The following is a 26,114-nucleotide window of genomic DNA, read 5'->3' on the forward strand; positions in this document are numbered from 1 at the left end:
AGTCTCTCCGACCGCACCATGATTCACAACAAAGCCCACTTTATGTGGGCTTTGTTGTATCTATATCCAAGTAACTTGTATGAATAGCCAAAGCACTTCTTTTCTTGATAACCCGCTCTCAATAACTTGCCGCATTTAATTTCATTCCAAGCCTGTTTATTGCATTATTAATGTGTGGCTTAATTTGAATATGAAAGGATTAACGTGGACGCAATCTCTTTACTTGTAAGTGGTTATACACCAAACAATGAATCGACTGGGGTGTATCAAGCAATTCTCAATACGCAGAATGGACACGTCAGTCTTGTTCCTACCGATATTGAACTCACTAATCCCTCTTATTTTGATGCTGTGGGTAAAAATATCACCATCATATCTGAAGTGAGTGAAGCTCAATCCCCACAAATCGCTCAATATTCTTTGTCTAATCATCGTGTCTTATCAAGCTCAAACCTTACTGGGGATGCGCCTTGCTATGTTTCGGTCAATCAAACGCATCGTTTAATCACAACCGCGCAATATGGGAGCGGACATATTGATATATTTGAATGCGATGAGTCATTAATGATAACGAATAAGATTCAAACGATAGATAGCCAAAATTTAGACGCAATACAGACCCCTTCCCATGCCCATCAGGCATTTATCCTTGAACATAGCAAAACACTGGTTAGCGTAGATCTAGGACACGATAAAGTGGTGTTCTACCCATCCAGTCCAACTGAAGCACTTTTTTCAACAGATAATAGACAAGCGATCCAATTGCCACCGTCAAGTGGTCCTCGCCACATGGTGTTTAATCACAATGAAGACATCGCATTGGTATTGTGTGAAATTTCAGAGCAATTGGTGACCTTGAAAAAAAATAATGGAGAATGGAAAATTAGCCGTAGCCAAGCGGCGTTCCCTAATACGCTTAACGGGCAAGCGGGGGGCGCAATCAAGCTTTCTCCTGATCATCAATTTGTTTATCTAACCGGCCGCAAACAAAATATTATCAGCTATTTTAAATTCGATGATCTGACTGGTGACTTAAATTATCTAAATGCTATTGACTGCGGTGGAGATTTTCCGCGTGATTTTGCGATATCGCCTTGTGGTGAGTGGCTTGTGGTCGCCAATCAAAATAGCCATAACTTAACGAGCTTTAGACGTAATGTTATTAACGGTGAGTTGATGACAACCAATCAAAGCATTGCTATGACAGCACCGGTTTGTGTGGCGTTTCAAGATAATTAATAGCCTGCAAACCATATATCTAAGGCCAGTTAAGTGGTTAGGTGATAGCGTTGATGGTGAAAACGCTCATTTCTCTCAATATGTTCAAGTGATACTGTCAACTCACCGTTAAAGCATGGCGCTGACATTACGAGAGTATGAAACTCACCATCTTCTCCACATAAATCACAAGATGGCGGTAATTCATTTAGTAGCGTTAGGTCATACCAACGACCGCAAAACTTGCCATCTAACTGAGTTGTATCAACCGTCACAAGCATTGTGCGAATACCAATATCAATAATTTCTTGTGCAAGCGTTGCAGTGTCTTGCCCCATTAAAGGGAAAAGACACTGCCAACCAGCAGGTTCTAGAAATCCTCGACGATATTCCATGATGCCATTGCAAAATAAATCACCAAAAGCGATAGCATCAAAAAGTAAATCACTGTCTTTTAATCCGCCAATAATCGTATTTTGATAAACTGCATTATCCGGAAACACTTCTGGTAGCGCTATTTCTATTAATGGTAAATTCGTCAGTTTTGCTTGCGCGCGAACAACCGCAAGTGGTGTGGCTTGAAAAGGCACTTCATCATCGACATAAGTGGTAAATAAACCTATAACGTCATAATTAGGATCAGCCATTAAGCGTATTAACGTTAAGGTGGAATCCTTTCCTGAAGACCAACTGACGATGGTTTTAATTGGCTTTTTATAATCCGAGGGCATACTTCAATACTTTCTTCTTAATATCTCCAGAATGCTCTGCCGCTTTTAAAACGACGTTACGAACTAATTTCAATGGACCGATATCATTACTGAAGGTTTTATAAAAGAAATCCATTCCTGATTGCATTAAAAGGTTATCTGGACGACGCTGTTTTTGATAATCAACAAATGCGGCCTGCGAATCTAAACCTTTATCGGCAATGGTATCTAGTAAAGTTGCGACATCTTTAAAGCCAAGATTTACTCCCTGCCCTGCCAATGGATTGATGGTATGAGCCGCATCACCGATTACAACGCACCGGTTGGAAAAATAGGTTTGGGCATGTCTGCGCGTTAAAGGAAAGGAGCCTGCTTGTAAAACGTTAATGTCACCAAGTTCACTTGGGAATGCCGCTAATACTTCCCTACGTAGCGCTTCAGGCGACATGCCTTGAAGCTGTTTAATACGTTTAGGGCTGTCGTACCAAACCAAAGATCCTTGCTGATCTCCGGTAGCCGACGGCGCTAAAGGCAGAAAAGAACGAGGCCCAGTTGGAGTAAACCACTGCCATGTGGTATCACGTAATGCGCCATTATCTAAAGGTGGCAATTCCACATTGATGAGCATACAACGCTGGCGATAATCCCACGCGGTAATACCAATATTGGCTTGTTGACGGACTTTAGAGTTCGCTCCGTCTGCGCCCACCACCCAACTCGCTTCAAGCGTATGGCCAGACTCAAGGTGAACAACATTCGAATCGTGACCAAATTCAATATGCTGCAAACTTTCTGGGCACAATACGGTTAAATTAGGGTATTGCGAGAATTGTTCCCAAAGCCCTAATTGCATTAAACGGTTTTCTAGCATATAGCCCAGTTTATCTAAGCCTAAATCGTGAGCATGGAAGCGCGTTCGGCATTCGGGATTCTCCCAAGTTTCCAGCCCTAGATATGGGCAAACTCGTTTTGATTCAATAGAATCCCATGCACCAAGCTGAGTCAATAAATCCACCGAAGCTTTCGATATAGCCGACACTCGCAAATCCATAGGTTGTGATGGTTCAAAAGCTTCCGGCGCTTTTCCCTCTATCAACGCCACTGTTTTTTTCTGCTTGGCCAACCCTACGGCTAATGCCGCTCCCACCATGCCACCACCGATGATGACTACATCAAACTTCGACATATTTTATCTCATTAAAAAGCAATGTGTGTATTCTACGCTTTTCATATTACTTTTCAGCCATCACGTTCAAATTATTCAACTTCATCAACAAATATTACCTTAATTAAAATAGGTCTATAATAGAGGACTAAGCTTTGTTACTGCTAAGACCTAGTCAGGTAGGATTTAAAGCAGTACAATACGCGGCTTGCTAGATCCTTGTTGAAATTACCAACTAAAATCTAGTTAATATGATGAGCAAAAGCTCAACCCAAAACTGATTTAATACGAGCGAATGTGAAATGAGTAAGAAACTGCTAATTAAAACTTGGGGCTGTCAGATGAATGAGTACGATTCATCAAAAATGGCCGACTTACTAGGTGCCGCAAATGGATACGAGCTAACCGAAGATCCAGCGGAAGCAGACGTACTACTCCTTAATACATGTTCGATCCGTGAAAAAGCCCAAGAAAAGGTGTTCCATCAACTTGGTCGTTGGAAAACATTAAAAGACAAAAAAGAAGGCGTTGTCATTGGTGTTGGTGGTTGTGTTGCCACTCAAGAAGGCGATCACATTCGTCAACGTGCGCCTTTTGTTGATGTCATCTTCGGTCCTCAAACCTTGCACCGTTTGCCTGAAATGATCAAGCAATCACAAGCCAAAACTGGCCCAGTGATGGATATTTCATTCCCTGAAATCGAGAAGTTCGATAACCTTCCAGAGCCTAAAGCTGATGGCGTAACCGCGTTTGTCTCTATCATGGAAGGTTGTTCAAAATATTGTACTTTCTGCGTCGTGCCATACACGCGTGGTGAAGAAGTCAGCCGCCCGCTCGATGATGTACTTTATGAAATTGCACAATTAGCAGAACAAGGTGTACGTGAAGTTAACCTGTTAGGTCAAAACGTTAATGCTTATCGTGGCACTATGTATGATGGTGAGATTTGCTCGTTTGCTGAGCTTCTACGGTTAGTCGCCTCTATCGATGGTATCGACCGCGTACGCTTTACCACCAGCCATCCGCTAGAATTTACCGACGACATTATTGCAGTATATGAAGACACCCCTGAGCTAGTGAGCTTTTTACACTTGCCAGTTCAAAGTGGTTCAGATCGCATCTTAACCATGATGAAGCGCCCACATACCGCGATTGAATATAAATCAATCATTCGTAAACTACGTAAAGCGCGTCCTGACATTCAAATTAGCTCTGATTTTATCATTGGCTTCCCAGGCGAATCGAAACAAGATTTCGCCGACACCATGAAGCTGATTAAAGATGTTGATTTTGATATGAGCTTTAGCTTTATCTACTCACCTCGCCCAGGTACACCTGCTGCTGACTATCCATGTGATACACCTGAGTCTGAGAAGAAAGAAAGATTGTATGAACTTCAACAACAAATTAACTCACAAGCTATGCGATACTCTCGCTTAATGTTAGGCACTGAACAACGCATCTTAGTTGAAGGTCCATCGAAGAAAGATCTAATGCAGTTAAGTGGTCGCACTGAAAATAGCCGTGTGGTTAACTTTGAAGGCTCACCAGATTTAATTGGACAATTTGTGGATGTAGAAATTACTGAAGTACTGCCTAACTCATTACGCGGTAAATTAATTCGCACAGAAGCAGAAATGGGGCTACGTTCTGTCGTCTCTCCAGCAGAAATGATTAAAAAAACACGTAAAGAAGATGAATTAGGGGTTGTTACTTTCACGCCTTAACACCATCTTAATAAATAAGATAAGTTAACTATGACGATTCTTACGTTATCAAGGCGTGAGAATCGTTAATCTGTGAGGGAACAGTGAGTAATAAAATTGTCACGCTAGAAATCAACTTAGAACCTTCCGATAACCACAGACTCTCAAGTTTATGTGGTCCTTTTGATGACAACATCAAACATCTTGAACGCCGTTTAGGTGTGGAAATTAACCACCGTAGCCAATTTTTCACCATTACAGGCAAGCCTCATACAACGGCAGCTGCACTTGAAATTATTAAAGATTTATACGTTGAGACCGCTCCTGTACGTGGTGTCATTCCGGATATAGATCCTGAGCATATTCATTTAGCGGTAAAAGAATCGGGCATTCTTGAACAACACCAAGAACAGCCGATGGAATACGGCAAAGAAGTATTCATTAAAACCAAAAAAGGTGTCATTAAACCGAGAACCCCAAATCAAGGTCAATACTTGGTGAACATGGTGACTCACGACATTACCTTTGGTATTGGACCAGCAGGAACAGGTAAAACCTATTTAGCGGTCGCAGCGGCAGTAGATGCCTTAGAGCGCCAAGAAATTCGTCGCATCCTTTTGACACGCCCAGCAGTAGAAGCCGGTGAAAAACTTGGATTCTTGCCAGGTGATTTAAGCCAAAAAGTCGACCCATACTTACGCCCTTTATATGATGCATTATTTGAAATGCTTGGGTTTGAGCGTGTTGAGAAGTTAATTGAACGCAACGTAATTGAAGTGGCTCCACTGGCCTATATGCGTGGGCGAACTTTAAACGATGCCTTTATTATTTTAGATGAAAGCCAAAATACCACCGTTGAACAAATGAAAATGTTTTTAACGCGTATTGGTTTTAATTCTCGTGCCGTGATCACCGGTGATGTGACTCAGATTGACTTGCCTCGTGGTGCTCGTTCTGGGCTTCGCCATGCGATTGAAGTGCTCTCTGGTGTGGAAGAAATCAGCTTTAACTTCTTCCTTGCTGACGATGTGGTACGTCATCCTGTTGTCGCACGTATTGTCAATGCGTACGAGAAGTGGGAAGCGCAAGATTTAAAAGAGAAAAAAGACATTGAGAGACGCCACCGCAAAGAAAGAGAACAGCGCGAAGCCCAAGCAGCCGCTTTGTTTTCTGCGTCACAAGCTCAATCAAACACCGTTCATCATGAACAACCCAACACAGATTCTGAATAAGGTGATTTAGGCAGATTATGACGATTGAACTCGACCTACAAATCGCTGTCGAAAATACAGACAGCCTTCCTAGTGAAGTGCAATTACAACAATGGTTAGACTCTGCCATTACCCTTTTTCAGCCACAAGCAGAAGTAACGATTCGGATTGTTGAGCGAGAAGAAAGCCAACAATTAAACCGTGACTATCGAGGTATAGATAAGCCAACTAACGTGCTATCTTTTCCTTTTGAAGCACCTCCGGGTATTGAAATTGACTTACTTGGCGACTTGGTAATTTGTAAACAAGTAGTTGAAACCGAAGCTAAAGAGCAAGGTAAACCATTACATGCCCACTGGGCACATATGGTTGTACACGGCTCTCTTCATCTGCTAGGTTATGATCATATTGAAGACGAAGAAGCCGATGAGATGGAAGGCATAGAAACCGAAATCATGCAAAAACTCGGTTTTGATGACCCTTATATTTCTGAGAAATAAGAAGAATAAACGAAAGGTAGAACCAGAATATTGATTCTGCTTTTTATAACGCGCTATCCGTTTTTGGTAGTAACGACAAAAGAGTAAACATGAACGACAGTAACTCACCTTCCCATTCGGAAGGCAACGATAAATCTGAAGGTCCCAGTAGAAAGTCCTTCTTCGAACGCTTAGCTCATATATTCCAAGCCGATCCTAAAGATCGCCAAGAGTTAGTCGAAGTATTCCGTGATTCAGAAGAAAATGATCTCATTGACCCTGATACACGAGATATGCTCGAAGGAGTGATGGAAATCTCTGAGATGCGAGTACGTGACATCATGATCCCGCGCTCACAAATGGTCACCATCAACCGTGATTACGACCTAGATTCTCTTGCAACCTTAATCATTGATGCAACGCACTCACGTTACCCAGTGATTAATGAAGATAAAGATCATATCGAAGGCATTTTACTTGCCAAAGATTTATTACGCTACCTAGTGGCAGACAGTACTGCATTCACATTAAGCGAAGTGGTTCGCCCGGCAGTCGTTGTCCCCGAAAGTAAGCGGGTTGATCGACTTTTAAAAGAATTCCGTGAAGAGCGCTACCACATGGCCGTCGTTGTTGATGAGTTTGGAAGCGTATCTGGCTTAGTCACCATTGAAGATATCCTTGAAGAGATTGTTGGCGAAATTGAAGACGAATTCGATGATGAAGAATCTGCTGACATTCGCCAATTAAGTAAGCATACGTTTTCAGTGAAAGCGTTAACTGACATCGACGATTTCAATGATACCTTCAACACAAAATACAGTGACGAAGAAGTCGATACGGTGGGTGGGTTAGTCACACTTGCATTTGGTCATTTACCTGAACGTGGTGAAGTGGTTGAGTTGGAAGGTTATGTTTTTAAAGTGACCGCTTCAGACAACCGAAAAGTGATTCAATTACAAGTTACCATACCAAACAATTCGGAAACCAACCTTGAGCCTGAAACTCAAGATAATTAGCCAGTGAAGCCATTTTAGCTTATGAATAAACATTGGATTTCGCGCATGGGGCGGCCTTTATTGGCCGCTTTTGTTGGCGCAACCACAACGCTCGCTTTTGCTCCTTTCTCTTATTGGCCTGTTGCCATTTTAAGCCCATTTATTCTTTTACTCCTCTTACACAAGCAATCCGCTAAAGCTGGTTTTTGGATTGCTTTTGCGTGGGGTATTGGACAATTTGGCACTGGTATCAACTGGGTTCATGTCAGTATTGATACTTTTGGTGGCATGCCAAAAATAGCCAGTGTCACTTTGATGACATTTTTAGTTGCTTATTTATCCATTTATCCTGCTATTTTTGGTGGGGTATTAAATCGATTTTTCCCGCAAGCGAATCGTCGTCGCTTACTGATTGCTGCACCAATTATCTGGTTACTAACCGAATGGTTACGTGGTTGGGTTATGACTGGCTTTCCTTGGTTATGGTTAGGCTACAGCCAAATAGATAGCCCACTGAATGGTTTTGCCCCTGTCTCCGGAGTGGAAGCCATTACTTTATCACTCTGGCTTATTGCCGGCAGTTTGGCTTATCTTGTCTTTACTCGTAAATGGCAATATATGGCCATCCCGGTCACGGTATTCGCTCTAAGCTACGGTTTAAATCAAGTGCTATGGGTTAAACCGAATCCTGACAGTAAAACCTCATTTGCTTTGATCCAAGGTAATATTGATCAGAAGAAGAAATGGTTACCGAGCCATCGCTGGCCAACCTTAATGAAGTATACCGATCTAAGCCGTGCCAATTGGGATGCCGATATTGTCATTTGGCCTGAAGCTGCCATTCCAGCAATAGAACAAGAACTACCAGCATTTCTGAGAAATCTTGATACTGCCGCACGCCAAAACAGTACTGCTTTAATCACTGGCGTTATTTCACAAGACTCGATGGGACGTTATTACAATAGCGTGTTAACACTTGGTGATAATAATGCCGATCCTTACGATTACGATTCTGAAATTCGCTACAGTAAACATCACCTCCTACCGTTTGGTGAATTTGTGCCTTTTGGTGACTTATTACGACCTATCGCGCCGTTCTTTAATTTGCCGATGTCATCATTTCAACGTGGCGACTTCATTCAACCCAATTTAATTGCACATGGCCGCCATCTATTAGCTGCACTCTGTTATGAAATTATTTTCAGCGAACAAGTTCGTCAAAATGTTACGAAAGATACCGACTTTATTTTGACCTTGTCCAATGACGCCTGGTTTGGTCACTCCATTGGTCCGTTGCAACATATGGAAATAGCCCGTATGCGTGCACTCGAACTCGGGAAACCTCTAATTCGAGCGACCAATAATGGTGTTACTGCCGTGACCGATTACAAAGGTAAGATCATCAAGCAGGTTCCTCAGTTTCAAACCGAAGTGCTAAGAGTCGATGTGGAATCCACTACAGGTAACACACCTTATAGAACGCTAGGTTCGTGGTTACTGTACCTATGGAGTTTATTAGGTTTAGGTGGGATTTGGCTAAAACGTCACAGCCATTAAAAATATGAAATGCCCCCTTTCAAAAAGTCTGTAAGGGGGTGAGGTGAAACAAGATTAATAACGCACTTTATGGCTTTAAAGGCACTCGAGTAAAGGCGTGATTTCCGCATTGTAAACATGGAGTGATTTCACTAGGGTGGGTAAATTCTTGCCTGTGACCACATTTTTCACAGATCAGTGCGCCCAGACCAATAACATCACCAACTTCATACAAACCTTTATGTTCAATATCTTGAAAAACTTCAAACCACTCTATTTGTGTTTTATCGGTAATATCAAGTAAACCTTGCCAGATAGTTTCTGAAACCATTCGATAAAAAGGATCGTCGGGATACGATTCTTTACTTGATTGGTAATTGTCTGAAAACTCTTTCAGATCCGATTTTACATATTCCGAAATCAGTGCAAATTCGTCCTTCGTCATGTCTTTGGCAGCATCGACCATTTTGCTCGGTGTTTCTAACGATTTATTCAGCTCTTCTGGAGTATGTTTCAAGCTTTCAATAACTTGATTTAGCACTTGCTTATAATCTTGATTACGCTTTGTCATAGGTATCTCCTTTTTCTGAATAGAGTCACTTGGGTATATTATAACATTGGCTATTGTTGAGCGTGACCCCTTTAAGGTATTCTATGCTGATCAAGTATTATCGGATTTTACCGATCTCACAAATCTACGATAACCGGATATCATCGATGCAAGGGCATAACGTGAAATTAGCAGAGCAATATCACCCGCAAGATATTGAACAAAAAGTTCAAGAATACTGGGATAACAGTAAAACATTTGAAGTCACAGAAGACGCAAGCAAAGAAAAATTCTACTGTCTTTCTATGTTCCCATACCCTAGTGGCCGACTGCACATGGGCCATGTTCGTAACTATACGATCGGTGATGTGGTTTCTCGCTATCAACGTTTGCAAGGTAAAAACGTGATGCAACCTATCGGTTGGGATGCGTTTGGCCTGCCTGCAGAAAATGCTGCTGTTAAAAATAAAACAGCGCCTGCGCCTTGGACTTACGAAAACATTGAGTACATGAAGAACCAACTTAAACTATTAGGTTTTGGTTACGACTGGAAACGTGAATTCGCCACTTGTACGCCTGAATACTATCGCTGGGAACAAGAATTCTTCACTAAGCTTTACGAGAAAGGCTTAGTTTACAAGAAAACCTCTTCTGTAAACTGGTGTCCAAATGACATGACGGTACTTGCTAATGAGCAAGTAGAAGACGGCTGTTGCTGGCGTTGTGATACTCCGGTTGAACAAAAAGAAATCCCACAATGGTTTATTAAGATCACTGAATACGCGCAAGAGCTATTAGACGATCTGGATAACCTAGATGGTTGGCCTGACATGGTGAAAACCATGCAACGCAACTGGATTGGCCGCTCTGAAGGTGTTGAGTTGTCATTCAAGGTTGAAGGTCAATCTGACTTAGAAGTCTATACCACCCGTCCAGACACACTAATGGGTGTCACTTATGTTGGTATTGCAGCTGGTCACCCATTAGCCGCGCAAGCCTCAGCAAACAATCCTGAATTAGCCGCATTCTGCGAAGAATGTAAAAACACCAAAGTTGCTGAAGCTGAACTAGCAACTATGGAAAAGAAAGGCATGGATACTGGCTTAAAAGCTATCCACCCTCTCAATGGCCGTGAAGTGCCAATTTATGTCGCCAACTTTGTATTAATGGATTACGGTACTGGCGCAGTTATGGCGGTGCCTTCTCACGATCAACGTGACTTTGAATTTGCGACAAAATACGGCCTAGATATTGAAGCGGTTATTTTAGACGCAGAAGGCAACCAGCCAGACGTTTCTGAAGCGGCGTACACTGAAAAAGGTGCACTGTTTAATTCGGGCGAGTTTGATGGTCTTGAATTCAGTGCAGCATTTGATGCCATTGCAGCCAAGCTAGAAAGCAAAGGTAAAGGCAAGAAAACCGTTAACTTCCGTCTACGTGACTGGGGCGTATCACGCCAACGTTACTGGGGTGCGCCAATTCCAATGGTGACCACTGATGATGGTCAAGTTCACCCAGTGCCAGCCGATCAACTTCCTGTTATTTTGCCGGAAGATGTGGTCATGGATGGCGTAACCAGCCCAATCAAAGCCGACAAAGCATGGGCAGAAACCACATTCAACGGTGAACACGCACTGCGTGAGACCGATACCTTTGATACCTTTATGGAATCATCATGGTATTACGCTCGTTACTGCTCACCACAAGCTGACGATATTCTCGATCCAGAGAAAGCCAACTACTGGCTGCCTGTCGATCAATATGTGGGTGGTATCGAGCATGCGTGTATGCACCTACTGTACTCACGCTTCTTCCACAAACTATTGCGTGATGCTGGGTATGTCACATCGGATGAACCATTCAAGCAACTACTTTGTCAAGGCATGGTATTAGCCGACGCTTTCTATCACACCAATGAGAAAGGCACGAAGGAATGGATCGCACCAACTGACGTCACAGTTGAACGCGATGGCAAAGGTCGCATCGAGAAAGCTGTAGATAACCAAGGTCGTAACGTTGAACACTCAGGCATGATCAAAATGTCGAAGTCGAAAAACAACGGTATCGATCCACAAGAAATGGTCGACAAATACGGCGCTGATACCGTACGCCTATTCATGATGTTTGCCTCTCCTGCAGATATGACATTGGAATGGCAAGAGTCTGGCGTTGAAGGGGCCAACCGCTTCCTTCGTCGTGTATGGAAATTAGTCGGTGAGCACACTGAAAAAGGCAATGTTGAAGCCCTCAATGTTTCTGCGTTGAGCTCTGATCAAAAAGCTCTTCGCCGTGATGTTCATAAAACCATCGCAAAAGTCAGTGATGATGTTGGTCGTCGTCAAACCTTCAACACCGCCATTGCTGCTATTATGGAATTGATGAACAAACTCGGTAAAGCACCGCAAGAGAACGCACAAGATCGCGCGATTCTTGATGAGGCATTAAAAGCGGTGGTTCGTATGCTTTACCCAATGACGCCACATATTTGTCATGAATTGTGGAACGCATTAGGTGAATCAGATGTCGATAACTGCGAATGGCCAACATTCGACGAAAAAGCCCTAGTTGAAGATGAAAAACTGATCATCGTTCAAGTCAACGGTAAACTTCGCGCGAAATTGACTGTACCGGCAGACATCAGCAAAGAAGACATTGAAGCAATTGGTTTGAATGACGAAAACGTCACTAAATTCACTGATGGCTTAACCGTTCGTAAAGTGATTTACGTTCCGGGTAAACTCTTGAATATCGTAGCAAGCTAATCGCAATACGATAACAACGAAAACGTAAGCGGGAGAATTTCTGCTTACGTTTATCTTATGGGCTTTTTATTGTATAAGAGCCCATAAGATAAATTTCATCCCCTATCCATAGAGGTATCACTTGGTGGCACGTTTGTTTTCGAATACTCATATCCGTATTTTCATTATCGCCAGCTTAGCAATGATGACCACCGCATGTGGTTTCCATTTACGTGGGAATTACTTATTACCAGACGACGTATCCAATGTTTCAGTCACCAGTTTTGACTCTTATAACCAGTTAACCCGCGAAGTGAAAAAGCAATTACGCCTCAATGGAATCGACGTAGTCTCACCAGGTGCAGACATTTCAAATTTACACTTGATTAGTGAAGCGGATAGTACTCGCACTTTATCTTTATACCAGAATGCCCGAGCAGCAGAATATGAACTAGCCTATAAAGTAAACTACCGGGTCTTAGTACCAGGCTATGACAGTAAAACATTTCAGGTCAATGTAACGCGCAGTTACTTAGATAACCCATTAGCGGCTTTGGCAAAGTCAGTTGAAAAAGATTTAATCTTAGATGAAATGCGGGAACAAGCTGCCGAGCAGATTATTCGCCAAATGGCTCGACTTAAAGCTCAATTAGTTGTCGTGCCGTCAGGTGATGGGGATACGCAACAAGACTTCCCTACCAGTACTAATGCTGATCCAGATGCCGAACACGTCGATATAATTGATGATGGTGTAAAACAAACCACCAGCACCACTGAAATTACTGACGCAGCTGAACCATCACAGATTCAAGCTGATTCAAACGAGAATCAATCTGAATAATGCGAATTTTTGCAGACAAACTAGCTGAGCATTTAGAGCGGAAACAATACCCCATCTATTTAGTGATGGGTAACGAGCCGCTCCTGCTTCAAGAAAGTCGAGACTTAATCAATAAGCACGCCAAAAGTGTTGGTTTTTTCGAAAAGCAGCGCTTTGTTTTAGACAAGCAATTAGATTGGAATGATGTCTTTGATTGCTGCCAAGCATTGAGCCTCTTTTCAAATCAACAAGTTATTGAGCTTGAAATCCCAGAAGCCGGACTAAGTGCCGCTGCAGCAAAAGAGTTAATCACATTATCTGGCATGTTAAACCCAGATATTTTACTTGTAGTGGTAAGTAACAAGGCTTTATCGCGCGCGCAAGAAAATACCAAATGGTTTAAAGCACTGCATACCAATGGGGTATTAGTCAGCTGTAATAGCCCAGAGCTTCGTCAATTACCGCAATTTGTTCAATTACGTTGTCGTAAATTAAAACTGGTGCCGGATGCAGAAGCGATTCAAATGCTAGCCCAATGGCACGAAGGTAATTTGTTAGCTCTAGCTCAAAGCCTTGAAAAGTTAGCGCTCATTTATCCTGACGGTAAACTAACCCTACCAAGGGTTGAAGCAGCCTTAAGCAGACACAACCATTTCACACCTTTTCAATGGACCGATGCGCTACTTGCAGGCCAAGCCAAACGTGCTCAACGCATTTTGCGCCAATTACATGCCGAGGGACAAGAAGCGATCATCCTACTCAGAACCCTGCAAAAAGAGCTATTCTTACTACTAGAGATGAAACAAAGCTTCGATCAAAAGGTTCACATGGGTAAAATTTTTGACCAATATCGCATCTGGCAAAATAAACGCCCAATGTATACCGCTTGCTTGCAAAGGTTAAATGCACACCATATACAGCGGCAAATTCATTCACTGACTCAACTTGAATTGTCGGTAAAAACAACGTTTGATCAAGACCCTTGGCCTCAACTTAGCCAAATATCAATAGAGATATGTCAACCAAGTGCACGTATTCCAAATAATAATCACCCACATTTCAACACACTGATTGGATAGCATATCACCACCAGATAAACCACACATAGAAAGCAGTCAAAATACGCCTGAATTCCATGTTATAATCCGCGACTTTTACAAACCAATGTTTCCACTTAAAGTAAGGGAAACAAATATAAATATCAAAGAGGCACTACCTTGCAACTAAACGAGTTAAAAGACTTTCTAGCTGATAAAGCCGATGACATGAAGGCAGAAAACATCACCACACTTGATGTAACGGGAAAATCTAGCATTACCGATTTCATGATTGTCTGCACTGGTACATCAAAACGCCATGTTGCATCTATTGCAGATAACGTTGCTAAAGAAGCTAAAATTGCTGGCCTTGAACCATTAGGTATGGACGGTGAAGATGACGGTGAATGGGTTGTGGTTGATATGGGTTCGGTCATGGTACACATCATGCAAGCAGCACAGCGTGAGTTATACCAATTAGAGAAACTGTGGGGGTAATCCCTCTTCACTCGGAGCATCTAGTGTGAAAATTCAACTTATCGCCGTGGGAACGAAAATGCCTAAATGGGTAGAAGCCGGTTTTCACGAATACCAGCGTCGCTTCCCAAGCGATATGCCTTTTGATTTAGTCGAAATTCCAGCAGGAAAGCGCGGAAAAAATGCCGACATTGTAAGAATCTTGCAAAAAGAAGGCGAAGCCATGCTTGCTGCTGTACCAAAAGGCAACCGTATTATAACATTGGATATTCCGGGTAAACGTTGGGATACCGAGCAATTAGCATCACAACTCGATGCTTGGAAATTGGACGGTAGAGATGTGTCCATTCTTATTGGTGGCCCAGAAGGTCTTGCTCCTGCTTGTAAAGCGGCGGCAGATCAAAGCTGGTCATTATCGCCACTCACATTGCCACACCCAATGGTAAGGGTCATCATGGCAGAAAGCTTATACCGAGCTTGGAGTGTTACGACCAATCATCCATACCACCGAGAATAGTAAGAATGAAACGTAGACGCACTCAAATACGCGATTACAATGCAGAAGCTAGGCTATTTGCACGACGCTCTATTGTTGCGTTTATCGGTATCATTATTTTGGTCGGGATTTTACTCGCCAACTTATATTACATCCAAGTCGATCAATACCAAGATTATCAAACTCGATCTAATGACAACCGAATTAAAGTTGTTCCGATTGCACCTAATCGCGGTTTAATCTACGATCGCAATGGCAAAATATTGGCTTCAAACCGCCCTGTCTACAGCTTGGAAATCACTCCTGAAAAAGTAGATGACGTCGAAAAGACCATCAATGAATTACGTAAAATCTTGCCTATCACCGATGAGCAAGTTCAAACTTTTCAAAAAGAGCGTCGACAAATTCGTCACTATAAGCCTGTTCCACTCATGGCTCAGCTGACCAATGAGCAAGTCGCTAAATTCGCCGTTAATCAATATAAATTTCCAGGGGTTGAAGTATCAGCCGCGCTAAAACGTTACTACCCATACGGCTCTATCTTAACGCATGTAATTGGTTACGTTTCTCGTATTAACGATAAAGATATAAAACGTTTAACCGAAGAAGATAAGGTCTCAAATTATCAAGCTACGCGTAACATCGGCAAACTTGGTATTGAACGTTACTACGAAGATGTCTTACATGGCACTTCTGGCTACCAAGAAGTAGAAGTGAACAGTCGTGGTCGCATTATTCGAACATTAAAATACGTACCACCGATCCCAGGTAAAGACTTAGTATTAAATCTTGATATCGACCTGCAACAATACGCCTACAGCTTAATGGATAAACGTCGTGGCTCCATTATTATTCTCGATCCAAAAGACAATGGTGTGTTAGCGATGGTATCTAGCCCAAGCTATGACCCCAACTCGTTTGTTCATGGGATCAGCAGTAAAGAATACAGCGCATTATTAAATGACCCTAATCGACCGTTGGTAAACCGAGCAACCCTTGGTATTTACCCACCAGCATCCACAGTCAAACCGTTTATTGCGGTTTCAGCATTGACTGAAGGCGTAATCACAGCCAAGACAACTCGAAATGATCCGGGCATCTGGTATATTCCGCACGCTCGTAACCACAAAGGCTACCGAGATTGGAGCCGTTGGGGTCATGGTGTTGTTGATGTGAAAAAAGCGATTGAAGAATCAGTTGATACCTTCTTTTATCAAGTCGCTTTTGATTTAGGTATTGATCGCTTATCAACTTGGATGAATAAATTTGGTTTTGGCGAATTAACAGGGATTGATATTTTTGAAGAAAGCAGCGCAAACATGCCAACTCGTGAATGGAAACAATCTCGCCATAGAACCCCTTGGTATCAAGGTGACACTATTCCGGTTGGCATAGGCCAAGGTTACTGGACAGCAACGCCGATGCAAATTGCAAAAGCATTATCTGTTTTGGTTTCTCACGGAAAAGTACGAGCTCCTCATTTACTGAGAGCCACCATGGACAAAACCGTCGCGAACCCAAAACCAGTGCTTAGCCCAATTAAAACATACCCAAGTATCCAAGGGGTTAAAGATTCTTCATGGGAATTAGCAGAAGAAGGCATGCACTTAGTTGCCACAGGCTCACGAGGTACAGCTCGTCGCTCGTTTTATGGCGCGAAATATCAAGCTGCTGTAAAATCGGGTACAGCTCAGGTATATGGCTTGAAAGAAGGTGAAAAATACGAAGCTAGCGAAGTTGCAGAACACCTTCGTGACCATGCGTTACTGATGGGCTTTGCACCGTTAAAAGATCCTAAAGTTATCGTAGCCATGGTACTTGAAAATGCCGGCGGTGGTTCCGGTGTCGGTGGTCCTATTGCCCGTAAGATATTTGACCACGTCATTTTGCCTCCTGAAGAGACAGATGCCCAAGAGGATAACAAATAGCATGAAAATGGATCCTGCGACTGGACAGAATCGATCTTTTTTTGAACGGTTACACATCGATTTACCTTTATTGCTTGGCATCATCTTACTCATGATGATTGGTTTAGTTATCATGTACAGTGCCAGTGGCCAAAGCTATGAAATGATGGATAGACAAGCCATGCGCATGCTGCTCTCTTTGGGCGTAATGGTTACCGTTGCACAAATCAAACCTCGCTCATTAGAAGCGCTCGCTCCTGCCCTTTACATCATTGGTGTATTGTTACTGTTAGGTGTTTTATTCTTTGGTGAAACGTCTAAAGGTGCACAACGATGGCTCGATCTTGGTATCGTGCGTTTTCAGCCTTCAGAACTATTAAAATTAGCTGTACCACTGATGGTGGCGCGATATATTGGTAATAAACCATTACCCCCAACGATACGAACCTTAGCGGTATCATTGATACTTGTCTGCTTACCGACCATTTTGATTGCAAAACAACCGGATTTAGGCACATCAATACTGATTGCAGCCTCGGGTGTTTTTGTTATTTTTCTTGCTGGAATAAGCTGGAAAATCATCTCGGCAGCCGTACTTGCGGTTGGGGCTTTTGTCCCTATCTTATGGTTCTTCTTAATGCACGAATATCAAAAAGTTCGTGTCCGCACCTTATTTGATCCGGAGTCCGACCCACTAGGCGCTGGCTATCACATCATCCAAAGTAAAATTGCCATTGGTTCAGGTGGTCTTACTGGTAAAGGTTGGTTACACGGCACTCAATCTCAACTAGAATTTGTCCCAGAAAGACATACTGACTTTATCTTTGCAGTGATTGCTGAAGAATGGGGTATTATCGGCGTGACATTATTGCTGTCGGTTTACTTATTCATCATCGCTCGTGGCTTATACCTTTCAACACAGGCTCAGACCGCATTTGGTCGCATGGTAGGTGGCAGTGCCGTACTCAGTTTCTTTGTATATGTATTTGTAAATATGGGAATGGTAAGTGGTATTTTACCGGTAGTAGGCGTCCCTCTACCATTAATTAGCTACGGTGGTACATCCATGATGACCCTATTAGCTGGCTTTGGCATGTTAATGTCCATTCATACTCACAGAAAAATGCTTTCGAAGGCGAATTAAACGAATGAAAAACCGTTACCATTACGGCCTCTGGCTGACTTTTACGTTACTTGTAGGGTGTTCATCATCATCTTCAGATGATCGCTACAAACTCACCGATGATGTTGCACCAAAAGATCCAATGTCAGTCGTGAATATTGAAGATGCGCACCCTAGATATGAACCATTCAGCCGAAGTGGTAATCGTGATTACACGCTACGTGGCAAAGATTATAAAATCGTTAAAGATCCTACAGGCTTTACTCAAACAGGTTACGCCTCTTGGTATGGTAAAAAGTTTCATGGCCATCTAACTTCAAACGGTGAAGTCTATGATATGTATTCCATGTCTGCGGCACATAAAACCTTACCGATCCCAAGTTATGTCAAAGTAACCAATACAGCCAATGGTAAAACAGTCATTGTCCGTGTTAATGATCGCGGGCCTTTTCATGATGGAAGAATCATCGACTTAAGTTATGCCGCAGCTTACAAAATTGGCGTTTATCAAAATGGCACAGCACCAGTAAAAATTGAGTACATCAACGTTCCACCAACAAAGCTTGATCTTGCCTATTCTAAAGAAGAATACCTCATTCAAGTCGCAGCCGTCACTGATCCAGAAAAAGCGCGAACTTTAGCGATAAAACTGAGTCAAACTTATTCCTCTAGCTACAATATTGAAGCGCAAAATGGGGTAAATAGAATTATGCTGGGTCCGTGGAAAGAACAAGCTACGGCCAATAGTGTATTAAACAAACTTCAACAAAACGGTTATCCATCAGCCTTTATGAAACATAAAACGCGTAAATAACCCAAAGACACCACTGCCGTTTATCGCATTTCAGACAAACGGTTTTCATTTTCATATTGTTTCAATCCATATCTGTTTTACCAGATGGATTCTGATAGAATACGAAGCATTAAGTTCACCTTTAACTTTGATTGCATTTATCACATGAAAAATACAGCTAAATATCTAACCTCATTGCTAATTCCATCATTAGCACTCTCTGCATCTTTGGTTTCAATGAATGCTTCTGCAGAAGATCCAATTGTGGTTCCGAATGCACCTGACATTGCAGCGCAAAGCTACGTCCTAATGGATTACCATTCAGGAAAAATTTTAGCTGAACAAAATATGGATGAGCGCCGCCACCCTGCTAGCTTGACAAAAATGCTTACCAGCTATGTTATTGGTCAAGAAATAAAATCGGGCGGTATTTCACGTTCTGATGAAGTTGTGGTGAGTGAAAACGCTTGGGCAAAAAACTTCCCTGATTCTTCAAAAATGTTCATTGAAGTGGGCAAAACCGTTTCTGTTGACCTGTTAAACCAAGGCATCATTGTTGATTCTGGAAACGATGCTTGTGTTGCGATGGCTGAACACATTGCAGGTTCTGAGGACTCTTTCGTTGATCTCATGAACCAATGGGCTGCAAAAATTGGCATGAAGAATTCACACTTCGTAAATGTTCATGGCTTAGATAATGATGAGCACTACTCTACTGCACACGATCTTGCTATTTTAGGTGCTGCGCTGATCCGTGACGTGCCTGAAGAATATAAGATTTACTCTCAAAAATCATTCACTTACAACGGAATCACTCAATACAATCGTAATGGTTTATTGTGGGATAAAAGCATGAATGTTGACGGCATTAAAACCGGTCATACAAGTGGTGCGGGCTATAACCTAGTCACGTCAGCTACCGAAGGTGATATGCGTTTAGTTTCAGTTGTTATGGGAACTAAGAGTGAAAATGCTCGTAAAGCTGAAAGCAAAAAGCTTCTACAATTTGGCTTCCGTTTCTTTGAAACCGTTTCACCACACAAAGCTGGCGAAGAGTTTGTTAAAGAAAAAATCTGGATGGGTGATAAGAGCGAAATTTCGCTTGGCGTAAATGAAGATACTTTTGTCACTCTTCCTCGTGGTCAAGCGAAAAACCTAGCGGCAAGTTTTGTTCTAGACAAAGAACTTAAAGCTCCAATCGCAAAAGGCCAAGTAGTCGGTAAGTTATTCTATCAACTGAATGGTAAAGACGTAGCTCAATACCCATTAGTTGCACAAGAAGATGTGAAAGAAGGTGGCATATTTAGCCGTTTAATCGACTACATCGTATTACTATTCCAAAGCTGGTTCTAATTACCGCTTTCCACAATAGTAATGAACCATCGAAATTATCCACTAAAAGTCGCTTAGGCGGCTTTTAGTTTTTTACAAAACCCGAACGACACAGTAAGCGTGTACAACCAAATATCATTCTACCTTATTGATTTAACGATATTAGGCATTCAAATAGCACAACGCATGGCTTCTCGCGATCCGATATTCTGGTTATTTTAGAACAGATAAAGTTGAGATCCTTCAAGCTTCGCTTTAATATTCACGCTTTATCGCACCTTTTCCTCTCAGGAGTCCGGTATGCAAGAGCAGCCAAAATTAAAAGATTTACTCGAATTTCCTTGTCAACTGACTTACAAAGTCATGGGTTATGCTAAACCTGAATTACCGGATCTTGTTGTCAGCGTGATTCAAAAACATGCCCCTGGCGATTACAGCCCAACGGTAAAACCAAGTGGTAAAGGCACATACCATTCGGTATCAATTACGATTACTGCCACCTCAATTGAACAAGTAGAAACCTTATACAAAGAATTAGGTGACATTGAAATCGTTCGTATGGTTCTGTAATCACGTTATCATTTGACCTGAATACGATTTATAAGGTGATACCCCTACTACGAGCAAGTAGTTAGTCAGCTAAAAGAAGTTTATACTACCCGCCGAACACGCTTAGTGGTAAACATCTCTTATACCAATGCGAGTTAACAATGGCTGGCATTGGTATTAACTAGCAGTACAGCATTAGCTAGCAATGGATCGGCACTCTCATTTAAGGACGATAGATATGCACAGCGAATCACTTCAAACATCTGACTTGGCTTTATCACCCGCAAGCCCTGAACAGGTAGTGATACGACAACTTGGTCGCCAAGATTACTCCCCAGTTTGGCAAGCCATGCATACCTTCACAGATGAGCGTAATGATCAAAGTATTGATGAAGTTTGGCTGGTTGAACATAACCCTGTTTTTACCCAAGGACAGGCAGGTAAAACCGAACACCTTCTCAACACTGGCGATATTCCAGTCATACAAAGTGACCGTGGTGGACAGGTGACTTATCACGGCCCTGGTCAAATTGTCGCTTATTTTATGATAAACCTACGTCGTAAAAACATAGGGGTTCGTGAACTCGTCACCCACATTGAAAATATCGTCATTGAAACACTAAAAGAATTTGGTATTACATCAGCCGCAAGAAGCGATGCACCCGGTGTTTATGTACAACAGCGAAAAATATGTTCTCTCGGGTTACGAATTCGAAAAGGCTGCTCATTCCATGGCTTAGCCTTAAATGTCAATATGGACTTAGCACCATTTTTACGTATCAACCCTTGTGGTTATGCCGGGATGGAAATGGTTCAAGTGAAAGACGTTGACGGCCCAGACTCTGTTTCAGCCGTTGAAACCATTCTTATACAAAAGATTACTCACCAACTTGGCTACCGTCAGGTTGAGATAACAACTGAAAGCCGATAATTTTTTATCAGCAGGACGCAAGCGCCTTTACAGGCAACGAAAGCCGACCAGCATTGATAAGTAGGAAGATATGAGCAAACCAATTCAAATGGAACAAGGTGTTAAGTATCGTGACGCCGATAAAATGGCATTGATCCCAACCAAAACTCTACCTGTTGAAAAAGCAGAAGTACTACGCAAACCTGAATGGATGAAGATTAAACTGCCTTCAGACAGCAAGCGTATTCAAGAGATCAAAGCTGCGATGCGTAAAAATGACCTGCATTCAGTTTGTGAAGAAGCTTCATGTCCCAACCTTGCCGAATGTTTTAACCACGGTACAGCCACCTTTATGATCTTAGGTGCTATCTGTACTCGTCGCTGCCCCTTCTGCGATGTTGCTCATGGTCGTCCCAATGCCCCTGAAGCAAATGAACCAGAAAAACTAGCGCAAACCATTAAAGACATGAAGTTAAAATATGTCGTTATTACTTCCGTTGACCGTGATGATTTACGTGATGGGGGCGCCGAGCATTTTGCGAACTGTAATAAAGCCATTCGTGAACAAAACCCACACATTAAAATTGAAACACTAGTACCAGATTTTCGTGGTCGTATGGATGTGGCGCTTGAGCTCATGAAAGACAACCCACCGGATGTGTTTAACCACAACCTAGAGACGGCACCACGTTTATATCGTCGTGCTCGTCCTGGTGCGAACTACAAATGGTCTCTTCAACTTCTGCAAAAGTTCAAAGAACAGCATCCACATATTCCAACCAAATCAGGTTTGATGATGGGGCTTGGTGAAACCAAAGAAGAAATTATTGAAGTATTAAAAGATTTACGTGCTCATGGTGTAACCATGCTGACATTAGGCCAATATCTCGCGCCAAGCCGCCATCACTTACCAGTAGAGCGTTATGTGCCGCCTTCAGAGTTTGATGAACTAAAAGAAATAGCTCTAGAACTTGGCTTTACCCATGCTGCATGTGGCCCGTTTGTTCGTTCTTCCTATCATGCCGATATGCAAGCACAGGGAATTGAGATTAAATAGCTAATAGAAATCTAAGGTACGTCCTAGTCTCTAGAAAAAGAAAAGATCGTGATGAGAAATCACGATCTTTTTTGATTTTTTGCCTCAGCGCTCTGGTGTATTGCTACCCGTTACTCGAAAGACATTCGAGTAACCAGTCTCGGCTTTATTTACGAATTAAATAATCCGCTTTACCGACCCATTTATAGCTTGTGAGCTCTTCTAAGCCCATAGGGCCGCGTGCATGTAGCTTCTGAGTAGAGACTGCCACTTCTGCACCTAAACCAAATTGAGCGCCATCTGTGAAGCGTGTCGATGCATTCACATAAACCGCTGCCGAGCCTGCTGAGTTAATGAATCGTTCTGCATTGCGAATGGATTCCGTCATAATGGCATCGGAATGACTGGCATTATGTACTTGCATGTGTTCGATAGCTTCAGCAATATCACTGACCACTTTAACGCCAAGTGTGTAGCTTAACCATTCAATATCAAAGTCACCCTCTTTTACGTCACACAAATTATCGGTATTCGTAAACAAAGCCTTTGCTTTAGGCTCTACAACAAATGTAACTTTTTCACCTATTTTATCGGCAAGCATAGGCAAAAGCTGTGAAGCCACTTTTTCATGAACCAATAATGTATCAAGTGAGTTACATGCCGAAGGACGTTGCACTTTTGAGTTTTCAATCACATCAACAGATTTTGCAAGGTCGGCTGTTTCATCAACAAAGATATGGCTGATACCAAAGCCACCAATAATCACAGGGATTGTACTATTCTCTTTACACATTCTGTGCAGTCCCGCCCCACCGCGTGGAATGATCATGTCGACATAATCATCCAATTTAAGCAGTTGTGAAACTAACTCACGATCAGGTTTTTCAATGTACTGGACTGAAGCCGCAGGAAGCCCTGCTTTCTCTAACGCCACTTGAATAACCTTAACCAATTCCATATTAGAAAAGAACGTTTCTTTACCGCCACGCAAAATGCTGGCATTGCCAGTTTTTAGGCACAGAGCCGCAATATCAATAGTGACGTTTGGACGAGCTTCATAAATCACCCCGACAACCCCTAAAGGCACACGGCGGCGAGAAAGAGACATACCATTTTCAAGCACTTTACTGTCAATTTCACTGCCGACAGGATCATTTAAACTGATCACATTACGCACATCAGATGCAATGCCAGCCAAGCGTGATTTATTAAGCAGTAAACGATCTAATAATGCATCCGTTAAGCCAGCTTGACGCCCGAGTTCGATATCTTGAGCATTCGCAGCCAAAATGGTTTCTGCATTGGCTTCTAATTCATCGGCAATAATGCTGAGCGCTTGATTCTTCTGCGCTGTTGAAGCGGTTGCTAATTGAAATGCTGCTTTTTTTGCAGCTTGTCCCATCAGTTGTAAATCCAAAATCCCATCCTTTCTTTCAATTTTTAATGCTTAGACCAATACCAGTAGTTTCACTTCATATCAATGCACGTACTGGTATTATTCTTGGATGATGACTAAATCGTCACGATGAATAATTGTCGAGCCATATTCATACCCAAGTGTCGCTTCAATTTCTTTACTGTGTTTACCAATCACTTGTGCCAATTCAGCATCAGAATAACTCACGATTCCTTTCGCTAGTAACTGGCCTTGTAAGTTTCGAATCCTCACCACATCACCACGAGAAAAAGAACCTTTAATGGCACTGATCCCTTTAGCAAGCAAACTGCTTCCTCGCTCTATCACCGCTTTTGAAGCCCCATCATCGATGATTAAATCGCCGACAGAAGCTGGGCCTGCAAGAATCCAGCGCTTACGATTTTCAAGAGACTCTTCTAAAGGTAAGAACCGAGTGCCTTGAGGCTTATCACTTAAAGTATCTACAATGACATTTGGACTACTGCCCGCGGCAATAACGACTTCTATGCCCGTTCTTCTTGCGATATCTGCTGCTTGTAGTTTTGTTGCCATGCCGCCAGTACCTAATGTGGTTCCACTGCCACCAGCAATTTGACGTAACGTCTCATCGATCGTTTTAACTTCTCGTATCAGTTCAGCATTAGGATCTTTACGAGGATCGGCGGTAAATAACCCTGATTGATCCGTAAGCAATAATAATTTATCCGCGCCACATAGAATTCCAACCAATGCTGACAAATTGTCATTATCGCCAACCTTAATTTCAGTGGTCGCAACCGCATCATTTTCATTCACAACCGGCACAATACCATGCTCAATCAGCGCATTAATCGTGTCTCGGGCATTTAAGAAACGCTCACGATCTTTTAAATCGGCTCGCGTTAATAGCATTTGACCGATCTTAATCCCGTATAAATCAAATAATGATTCCCAAACTTGAATTAAGCGACTTTGACCAACTGCCGCTAGAAGTTGCTTACTTGCCATTGAATTGGGCAATGCGGGGTAACCAAGATGTTCACGACCTGCCGCAATCGCGCCAGAAGACACGATCACAATGTGGTGTCCTTGCTCTTTCAATTCAGCGCATTGGCGAACTAGATCGACCATTCGAGCTTTATTGATTTCTAAAGTACCACCAGTTAATACACTGGTACCCAACTTAACAACGATAGTTTGAGGCTCAAACGATGTCGCAGCACGGCTAGAAGAGCTTTGATTTTGAGCTAAAGGGGCTTGAGATGACATGTGTTTCCTGTCAAAAAAATAAACGGTTAGTAAAGGCTAATATGAATAACGAACTTCAGGTTTGAATAGGAGCGATAGTCAGAGGCTCTCGAATCCAAAGTTGAATTTAACTATTGTTGTATCAATACATAAGGCATTTCACAAGTAAAAAAAGGGAGTATTCGTGAATACGCCCCTTTCTTTTTACTTGCGATGTTTTATTGCGGTAAATGACGCAAATTTCGTCTATAGATACGACTTTAAACCGTACCAACTGAGTTTTTATGCAAGCTAACGCTATAACTATAATTACCAGAAAGAACATTGACTAATTTTTGATGGAATTCTTCCAGTGTTCTTTCCACTTCCGCTTTAGCCTTGGCAGACATGGTAACGTCTAACCAGTCACCTTTTTCATCATATTGACCTAAGGTGTAATTGGCAATGAAGTTATCTTCAACTTTTTCGAGTTGCAGCCACCAGCCCCAGAACTCACGTAATTCTGGTGACTTTTTATCATCAACACATACAGATAAACAATCAAACCAATATTTCCCCGCTTGGCATTCACCTTCACGTAAATAAGGACCAATAGCTTTCAATGATGTCATGAGGCGATAATGGGTTGGTGCAGAAGCATCTGTCATCATGGATCTCCATAAAATTATTATAATGTGGA

General features: G+C 42.3%; 24 protein-coding genes. 18 read left to right on the forward strand and 6 right to left on the reverse strand.

The features are described from left to right. Positions 1–204: 204 nt before the first annotated feature. A complete protein-coding gene (locus A1QC_RS06105; protein ID WP_017025610.1) occupies positions 205–1,239 on the forward strand; it encodes a lactonase family protein in 1,035 nt (344 codons plus the stop codon). Positions 1,240–1,268: 29 nt separating this feature from the next. On the opposite strand, the gene A1QC_RS06110 is transcribed toward A1QC_RS06105, so the two are convergent. Continuing rightward, positions 1,269–1,949, reverse strand: a complete 681-nt coding sequence (locus A1QC_RS06110; protein WP_017025611.1) for a hypothetical protein — start codon at positions 1,947–1,949, stop codon at positions 1,269–1,271. Further along, positions 1,933–3,114: a 2-octaprenyl-3-methyl-6-methoxy-1,4-benzoquinol hydroxylase gene (locus A1QC_RS06115; protein WP_017025612.1), complete on the reverse strand. Its 1,182-nt coding sequence runs from the start codon at positions 3,112–3,114 to the stop codon at positions 1,933–1,935. Before A1QC_RS06115 ends, A1QC_RS06110 begins: the two co-directional genes overlap by 17 nt. A gap of 281 nt (positions 3,115–3,395) precedes the next feature. On the opposite strand from A1QC_RS06115, the gene miaB reads away from it, so the two are divergent. From miaB to lnt, 5 genes are all read left to right on the forward strand, one after another. After that, positions 3,396–4,820, forward strand: a complete 1,425-nt coding sequence (gene miaB, locus A1QC_RS06120; RefSeq protein WP_026025884.1) for a tRNA (N6-isopentenyl adenosine(37)-C2)-methylthiotransferase MiaB — start codon at positions 3,396–3,398, stop codon at positions 4,818–4,820. An 83-nt stretch (positions 4,821–4,903) separates the two neighbouring features. Then, on the forward strand, positions 4,904–6,031 hold the full coding sequence (locus tag A1QC_RS06125; RefSeq protein WP_017025614.1) for a PhoH family protein: 1,128 nt from the start codon (positions 4,904–4,906) through the stop codon (positions 6,029–6,031). Between the two features lie 17 nt (positions 6,032–6,048). Continuing rightward, positions 6,049–6,510, forward strand: a complete 462-nt coding sequence (gene ybeY, locus A1QC_RS06130) for an rRNA maturation RNase YbeY (protein ID WP_017025615.1) — start codon at positions 6,049–6,051, stop codon at positions 6,508–6,510. Between the two features lie 89 nt (positions 6,511–6,599). Beyond that, complete coding sequence (gene corC / locus A1QC_RS06135; RefSeq protein ID WP_017025616.1) at positions 6,600–7,505, forward strand: CNNM family magnesium/cobalt transport protein CorC; 906 nt, start codon at positions 6,600–6,602, stop codon at positions 7,503–7,505. Between the two features lie 21 nt (positions 7,506–7,526). Continuing rightward, complete coding sequence (lnt, locus tag A1QC_RS06140) at positions 7,527–9,041, forward strand: apolipoprotein N-acyltransferase (RefSeq protein WP_026025885.1); 1,515 nt, start codon at positions 7,527–7,529, stop codon at positions 9,039–9,041. 67 nt (positions 9,042–9,108) lie between these two features. Here lnt and A1QC_RS06145 read toward each other — a convergent pair whose 3' ends face one another. Next, positions 9,109–9,591, reverse strand: a complete 483-nt coding sequence (locus A1QC_RS06145) for a zinc ribbon-containing protein (RefSeq protein WP_017025618.1) — start codon at positions 9,589–9,591, stop codon at positions 9,109–9,111. A 146-nt stretch (positions 9,592–9,737) separates the two neighbouring features. Between A1QC_RS06145 and leuS the strand changes: the two genes are divergently transcribed. The 12 genes from leuS (at position 9,738) to lipA (ending at position 22,812) form a co-directional block, all read left to right on the forward strand. Then, positions 9,738–12,332 (forward strand): leucine--tRNA ligase, encoded by a 2,595-nt coding sequence (leuS, locus tag A1QC_RS06150; protein WP_017025619.1) that lies wholly within the window; start codon positions 9,738–9,740, stop codon positions 12,330–12,332. 124 nt (positions 12,333–12,456) lie between these two features. Next, complete coding sequence (gene lptE, locus A1QC_RS06155; RefSeq protein WP_017025620.1) at positions 12,457–13,152, forward strand: LPS assembly lipoprotein LptE; 696 nt, start codon at positions 12,457–12,459, stop codon at positions 13,150–13,152. Then, complete coding sequence (holA, locus tag A1QC_RS06160; RefSeq protein WP_017025621.1) at positions 13,152–14,210, forward strand: DNA polymerase III subunit delta; 1,059 nt, start codon at positions 13,152–13,154, stop codon at positions 14,208–14,210. The genes lptE and holA overlap by 1 nt, the downstream gene beginning before the upstream one ends. 138 nt (positions 14,211–14,348) lie before the next feature. Further along, positions 14,349–14,666, forward strand: coding sequence for a ribosome silencing factor (gene rsfS / locus A1QC_RS06165; RefSeq protein ID WP_017025622.1), 318 nt, complete (start codon positions 14,349–14,351; stop codon positions 14,664–14,666). 25 nt (positions 14,667–14,691) lie between these two features. Then, on the forward strand, positions 14,692–15,162 hold the full coding sequence (rlmH, locus tag A1QC_RS06170) for a 23S rRNA (pseudouridine(1915)-N(3))-methyltransferase RlmH (RefSeq protein WP_017025623.1): 471 nt from the start codon (positions 14,692–14,694) through the stop codon (positions 15,160–15,162). A gap of 5 nt (positions 15,163–15,167) precedes the next feature. Beyond that, positions 15,168–17,069, forward strand: coding sequence for a penicillin-binding protein 2 (mrdA, locus tag A1QC_RS06175; protein WP_017025624.1), 1,902 nt, complete (start codon positions 15,168–15,170; stop codon positions 17,067–17,069). 1 nt (position 17,070) lies between these two features. Further along, a complete protein-coding gene (rodA, locus tag A1QC_RS06180) occupies positions 17,071–18,192 on the forward strand; it encodes a rod shape-determining protein RodA (RefSeq protein ID WP_017025625.1) in 1,122 nt (373 codons plus the stop codon). A 4-nt stretch (positions 18,193–18,196) separates the two neighbouring features. Further along, positions 18,197–18,985, forward strand: coding sequence for a septal ring lytic transglycosylase RlpA family protein (locus A1QC_RS06185; RefSeq protein WP_017025626.1), 789 nt, complete (start codon positions 18,197–18,199; stop codon positions 18,983–18,985). 144 nt (positions 18,986–19,129) lie between these two features. Continuing rightward, positions 19,130–20,317 (forward strand): serine hydrolase, encoded by a 1,188-nt coding sequence (locus A1QC_RS06190; protein ID WP_017025627.1) that lies wholly within the window; start codon positions 19,130–19,132, stop codon positions 20,315–20,317. A gap of 279 nt (positions 20,318–20,596) precedes the next feature. After that, a complete protein-coding gene (ybeD, locus tag A1QC_RS06195; RefSeq protein ID WP_017025628.1) occupies positions 20,597–20,866 on the forward strand; it encodes a DUF493 family protein YbeD in 270 nt (89 codons plus the stop codon). A 217-nt stretch (positions 20,867–21,083) separates the two neighbouring features. Further along, a complete protein-coding gene (gene lipB / locus A1QC_RS06200; protein ID WP_017025629.1) occupies positions 21,084–21,776 on the forward strand; it encodes a lipoyl(octanoyl) transferase LipB in 693 nt (230 codons plus the stop codon). Positions 21,777–21,846: 70 nt separating this feature from the next. Beyond that, positions 21,847–22,812, forward strand: coding sequence for a lipoyl synthase (gene lipA / locus A1QC_RS06205; protein ID WP_017025630.1), 966 nt, complete (start codon positions 21,847–21,849; stop codon positions 22,810–22,812). Positions 22,813–22,957: 145 nt separating this feature from the next. Here the strand turns inward: lipA and A1QC_RS06210 are convergent, their stop codons facing one another. The 3 genes from A1QC_RS06210 to crl form a co-directional block, all read right to left on the reverse strand. Beyond that, complete coding sequence (locus tag A1QC_RS06210; RefSeq protein ID WP_017025631.1) at positions 22,958–24,208, reverse strand: glutamate-5-semialdehyde dehydrogenase; 1,251 nt, start codon at positions 24,206–24,208, stop codon at positions 22,958–22,960. A 78-nt stretch (positions 24,209–24,286) separates the two neighbouring features. Beyond that, positions 24,287–25,456: a glutamate 5-kinase gene (proB, locus tag A1QC_RS06215; protein WP_017025632.1), complete on the reverse strand. Its 1,170-nt coding sequence runs from the start codon at positions 25,454–25,456 to the stop codon at positions 24,287–24,289. A gap of 239 nt (positions 25,457–25,695) precedes the next feature. After that, positions 25,696–26,085, reverse strand: coding sequence for a sigma factor-binding protein Crl (crl, locus tag A1QC_RS06220; RefSeq protein ID WP_026025887.1), 390 nt, complete (start codon positions 26,083–26,085; stop codon positions 25,696–25,698). Positions 26,086–26,114: the final 29 nt, after the last annotated feature.

Source organism: Vibrio rumoiensis 1S-45 (genome assembly GCF_000286955.2).
GTDB classification, from domain to species: Bacteria; Pseudomonadota; Gammaproteobacteria; order Enterobacterales; family Vibrionaceae; genus Vibrio; species Vibrio rumoiensis_A.

Excerpts from the sequence above, each read along its gene's own strand:
- crl (WP_026025887.1), bottom strand. The coding sequence starts at position 26,085 with ATGATGACAGATGCTTCTGCACCAACCCATTATCGCCTCATGACATCA.
- holA (WP_017025621.1), top strand. The coding sequence starts at position 13,152 with ATGCGAATTTTTGCAGACAAACTAGCTGAGCATTTAGAGCGGAAACAA.
- mrdA (WP_017025624.1), top strand. The coding sequence starts at position 15,168 with ATGAAACGTAGACGCACTCAAATACGCGATTACAATGCAGAAGCTAGG.
- proB (WP_017025632.1), bottom strand. The coding sequence starts at position 25,456 with ATGTCATCTCAAGCCCCTTTAGCTCAAAATCAAAGCTCTTCTAGCCGT.
- rodA (WP_017025625.1), top strand. The coding sequence starts at position 17,071 with ATGAAAATGGATCCTGCGACTGGACAGAATCGATCTTTTTTTGAACGG.
- lipB (WP_017025629.1), top strand. The coding sequence starts at position 21,084 with ATGCACAGCGAATCACTTCAAACATCTGACTTGGCTTTATCACCCGCA.
- miaB (WP_026025884.1), top strand. The coding sequence starts at position 3,396 with ATGAGTAAGAAACTGCTAATTAAAACTTGGGGCTGTCAGATGAATGAG.
- A1QC_RS06110 (WP_017025611.1), bottom strand. The coding sequence starts at position 1,949 with ATGCCCTCGGATTATAAAAAGCCAATTAAAACCATCGTCAGTTGGTCT.
- A1QC_RS06190 (WP_017025627.1), top strand. The coding sequence starts at position 19,130 with ATGAAAAATACAGCTAAATATCTAACCTCATTGCTAATTCCATCATTA.
- corC (WP_017025616.1), top strand. The coding sequence starts at position 6,600 with ATGAACGACAGTAACTCACCTTCCCATTCGGAAGGCAACGATAAATCT.
- ybeY (WP_017025615.1), top strand. The coding sequence starts at position 6,049 with ATGACGATTGAACTCGACCTACAAATCGCTGTCGAAAATACAGACAGC.
- ybeD (WP_017025628.1), top strand. The coding sequence starts at position 20,597 with ATGCAAGAGCAGCCAAAATTAAAAGATTTACTCGAATTTCCTTGTCAA.
- lipA (WP_017025630.1), top strand. The coding sequence starts at position 21,847 with ATGAGCAAACCAATTCAAATGGAACAAGGTGTTAAGTATCGTGACGCC.
- leuS (WP_017025619.1), top strand. The coding sequence starts at position 9,738 with ATGCAAGGGCATAACGTGAAATTAGCAGAGCAATATCACCCGCAAGAT.
- A1QC_RS06115 (WP_017025612.1), bottom strand. The coding sequence starts at position 3,114 with ATGTCGAAGTTTGATGTAGTCATCATCGGTGGTGGCATGGTGGGAGCG.
- lnt (WP_026025885.1), top strand. The coding sequence starts at position 7,527 with ATGAATAAACATTGGATTTCGCGCATGGGGCGGCCTTTATTGGCCGCT.
- A1QC_RS06145 (WP_017025618.1), bottom strand. The coding sequence starts at position 9,591 with ATGACAAAGCGTAATCAAGATTATAAGCAAGTGCTAAATCAAGTTATT.
- A1QC_RS06185 (WP_017025626.1), top strand. The coding sequence starts at position 18,197 with ATGAAAAACCGTTACCATTACGGCCTCTGGCTGACTTTTACGTTACTT.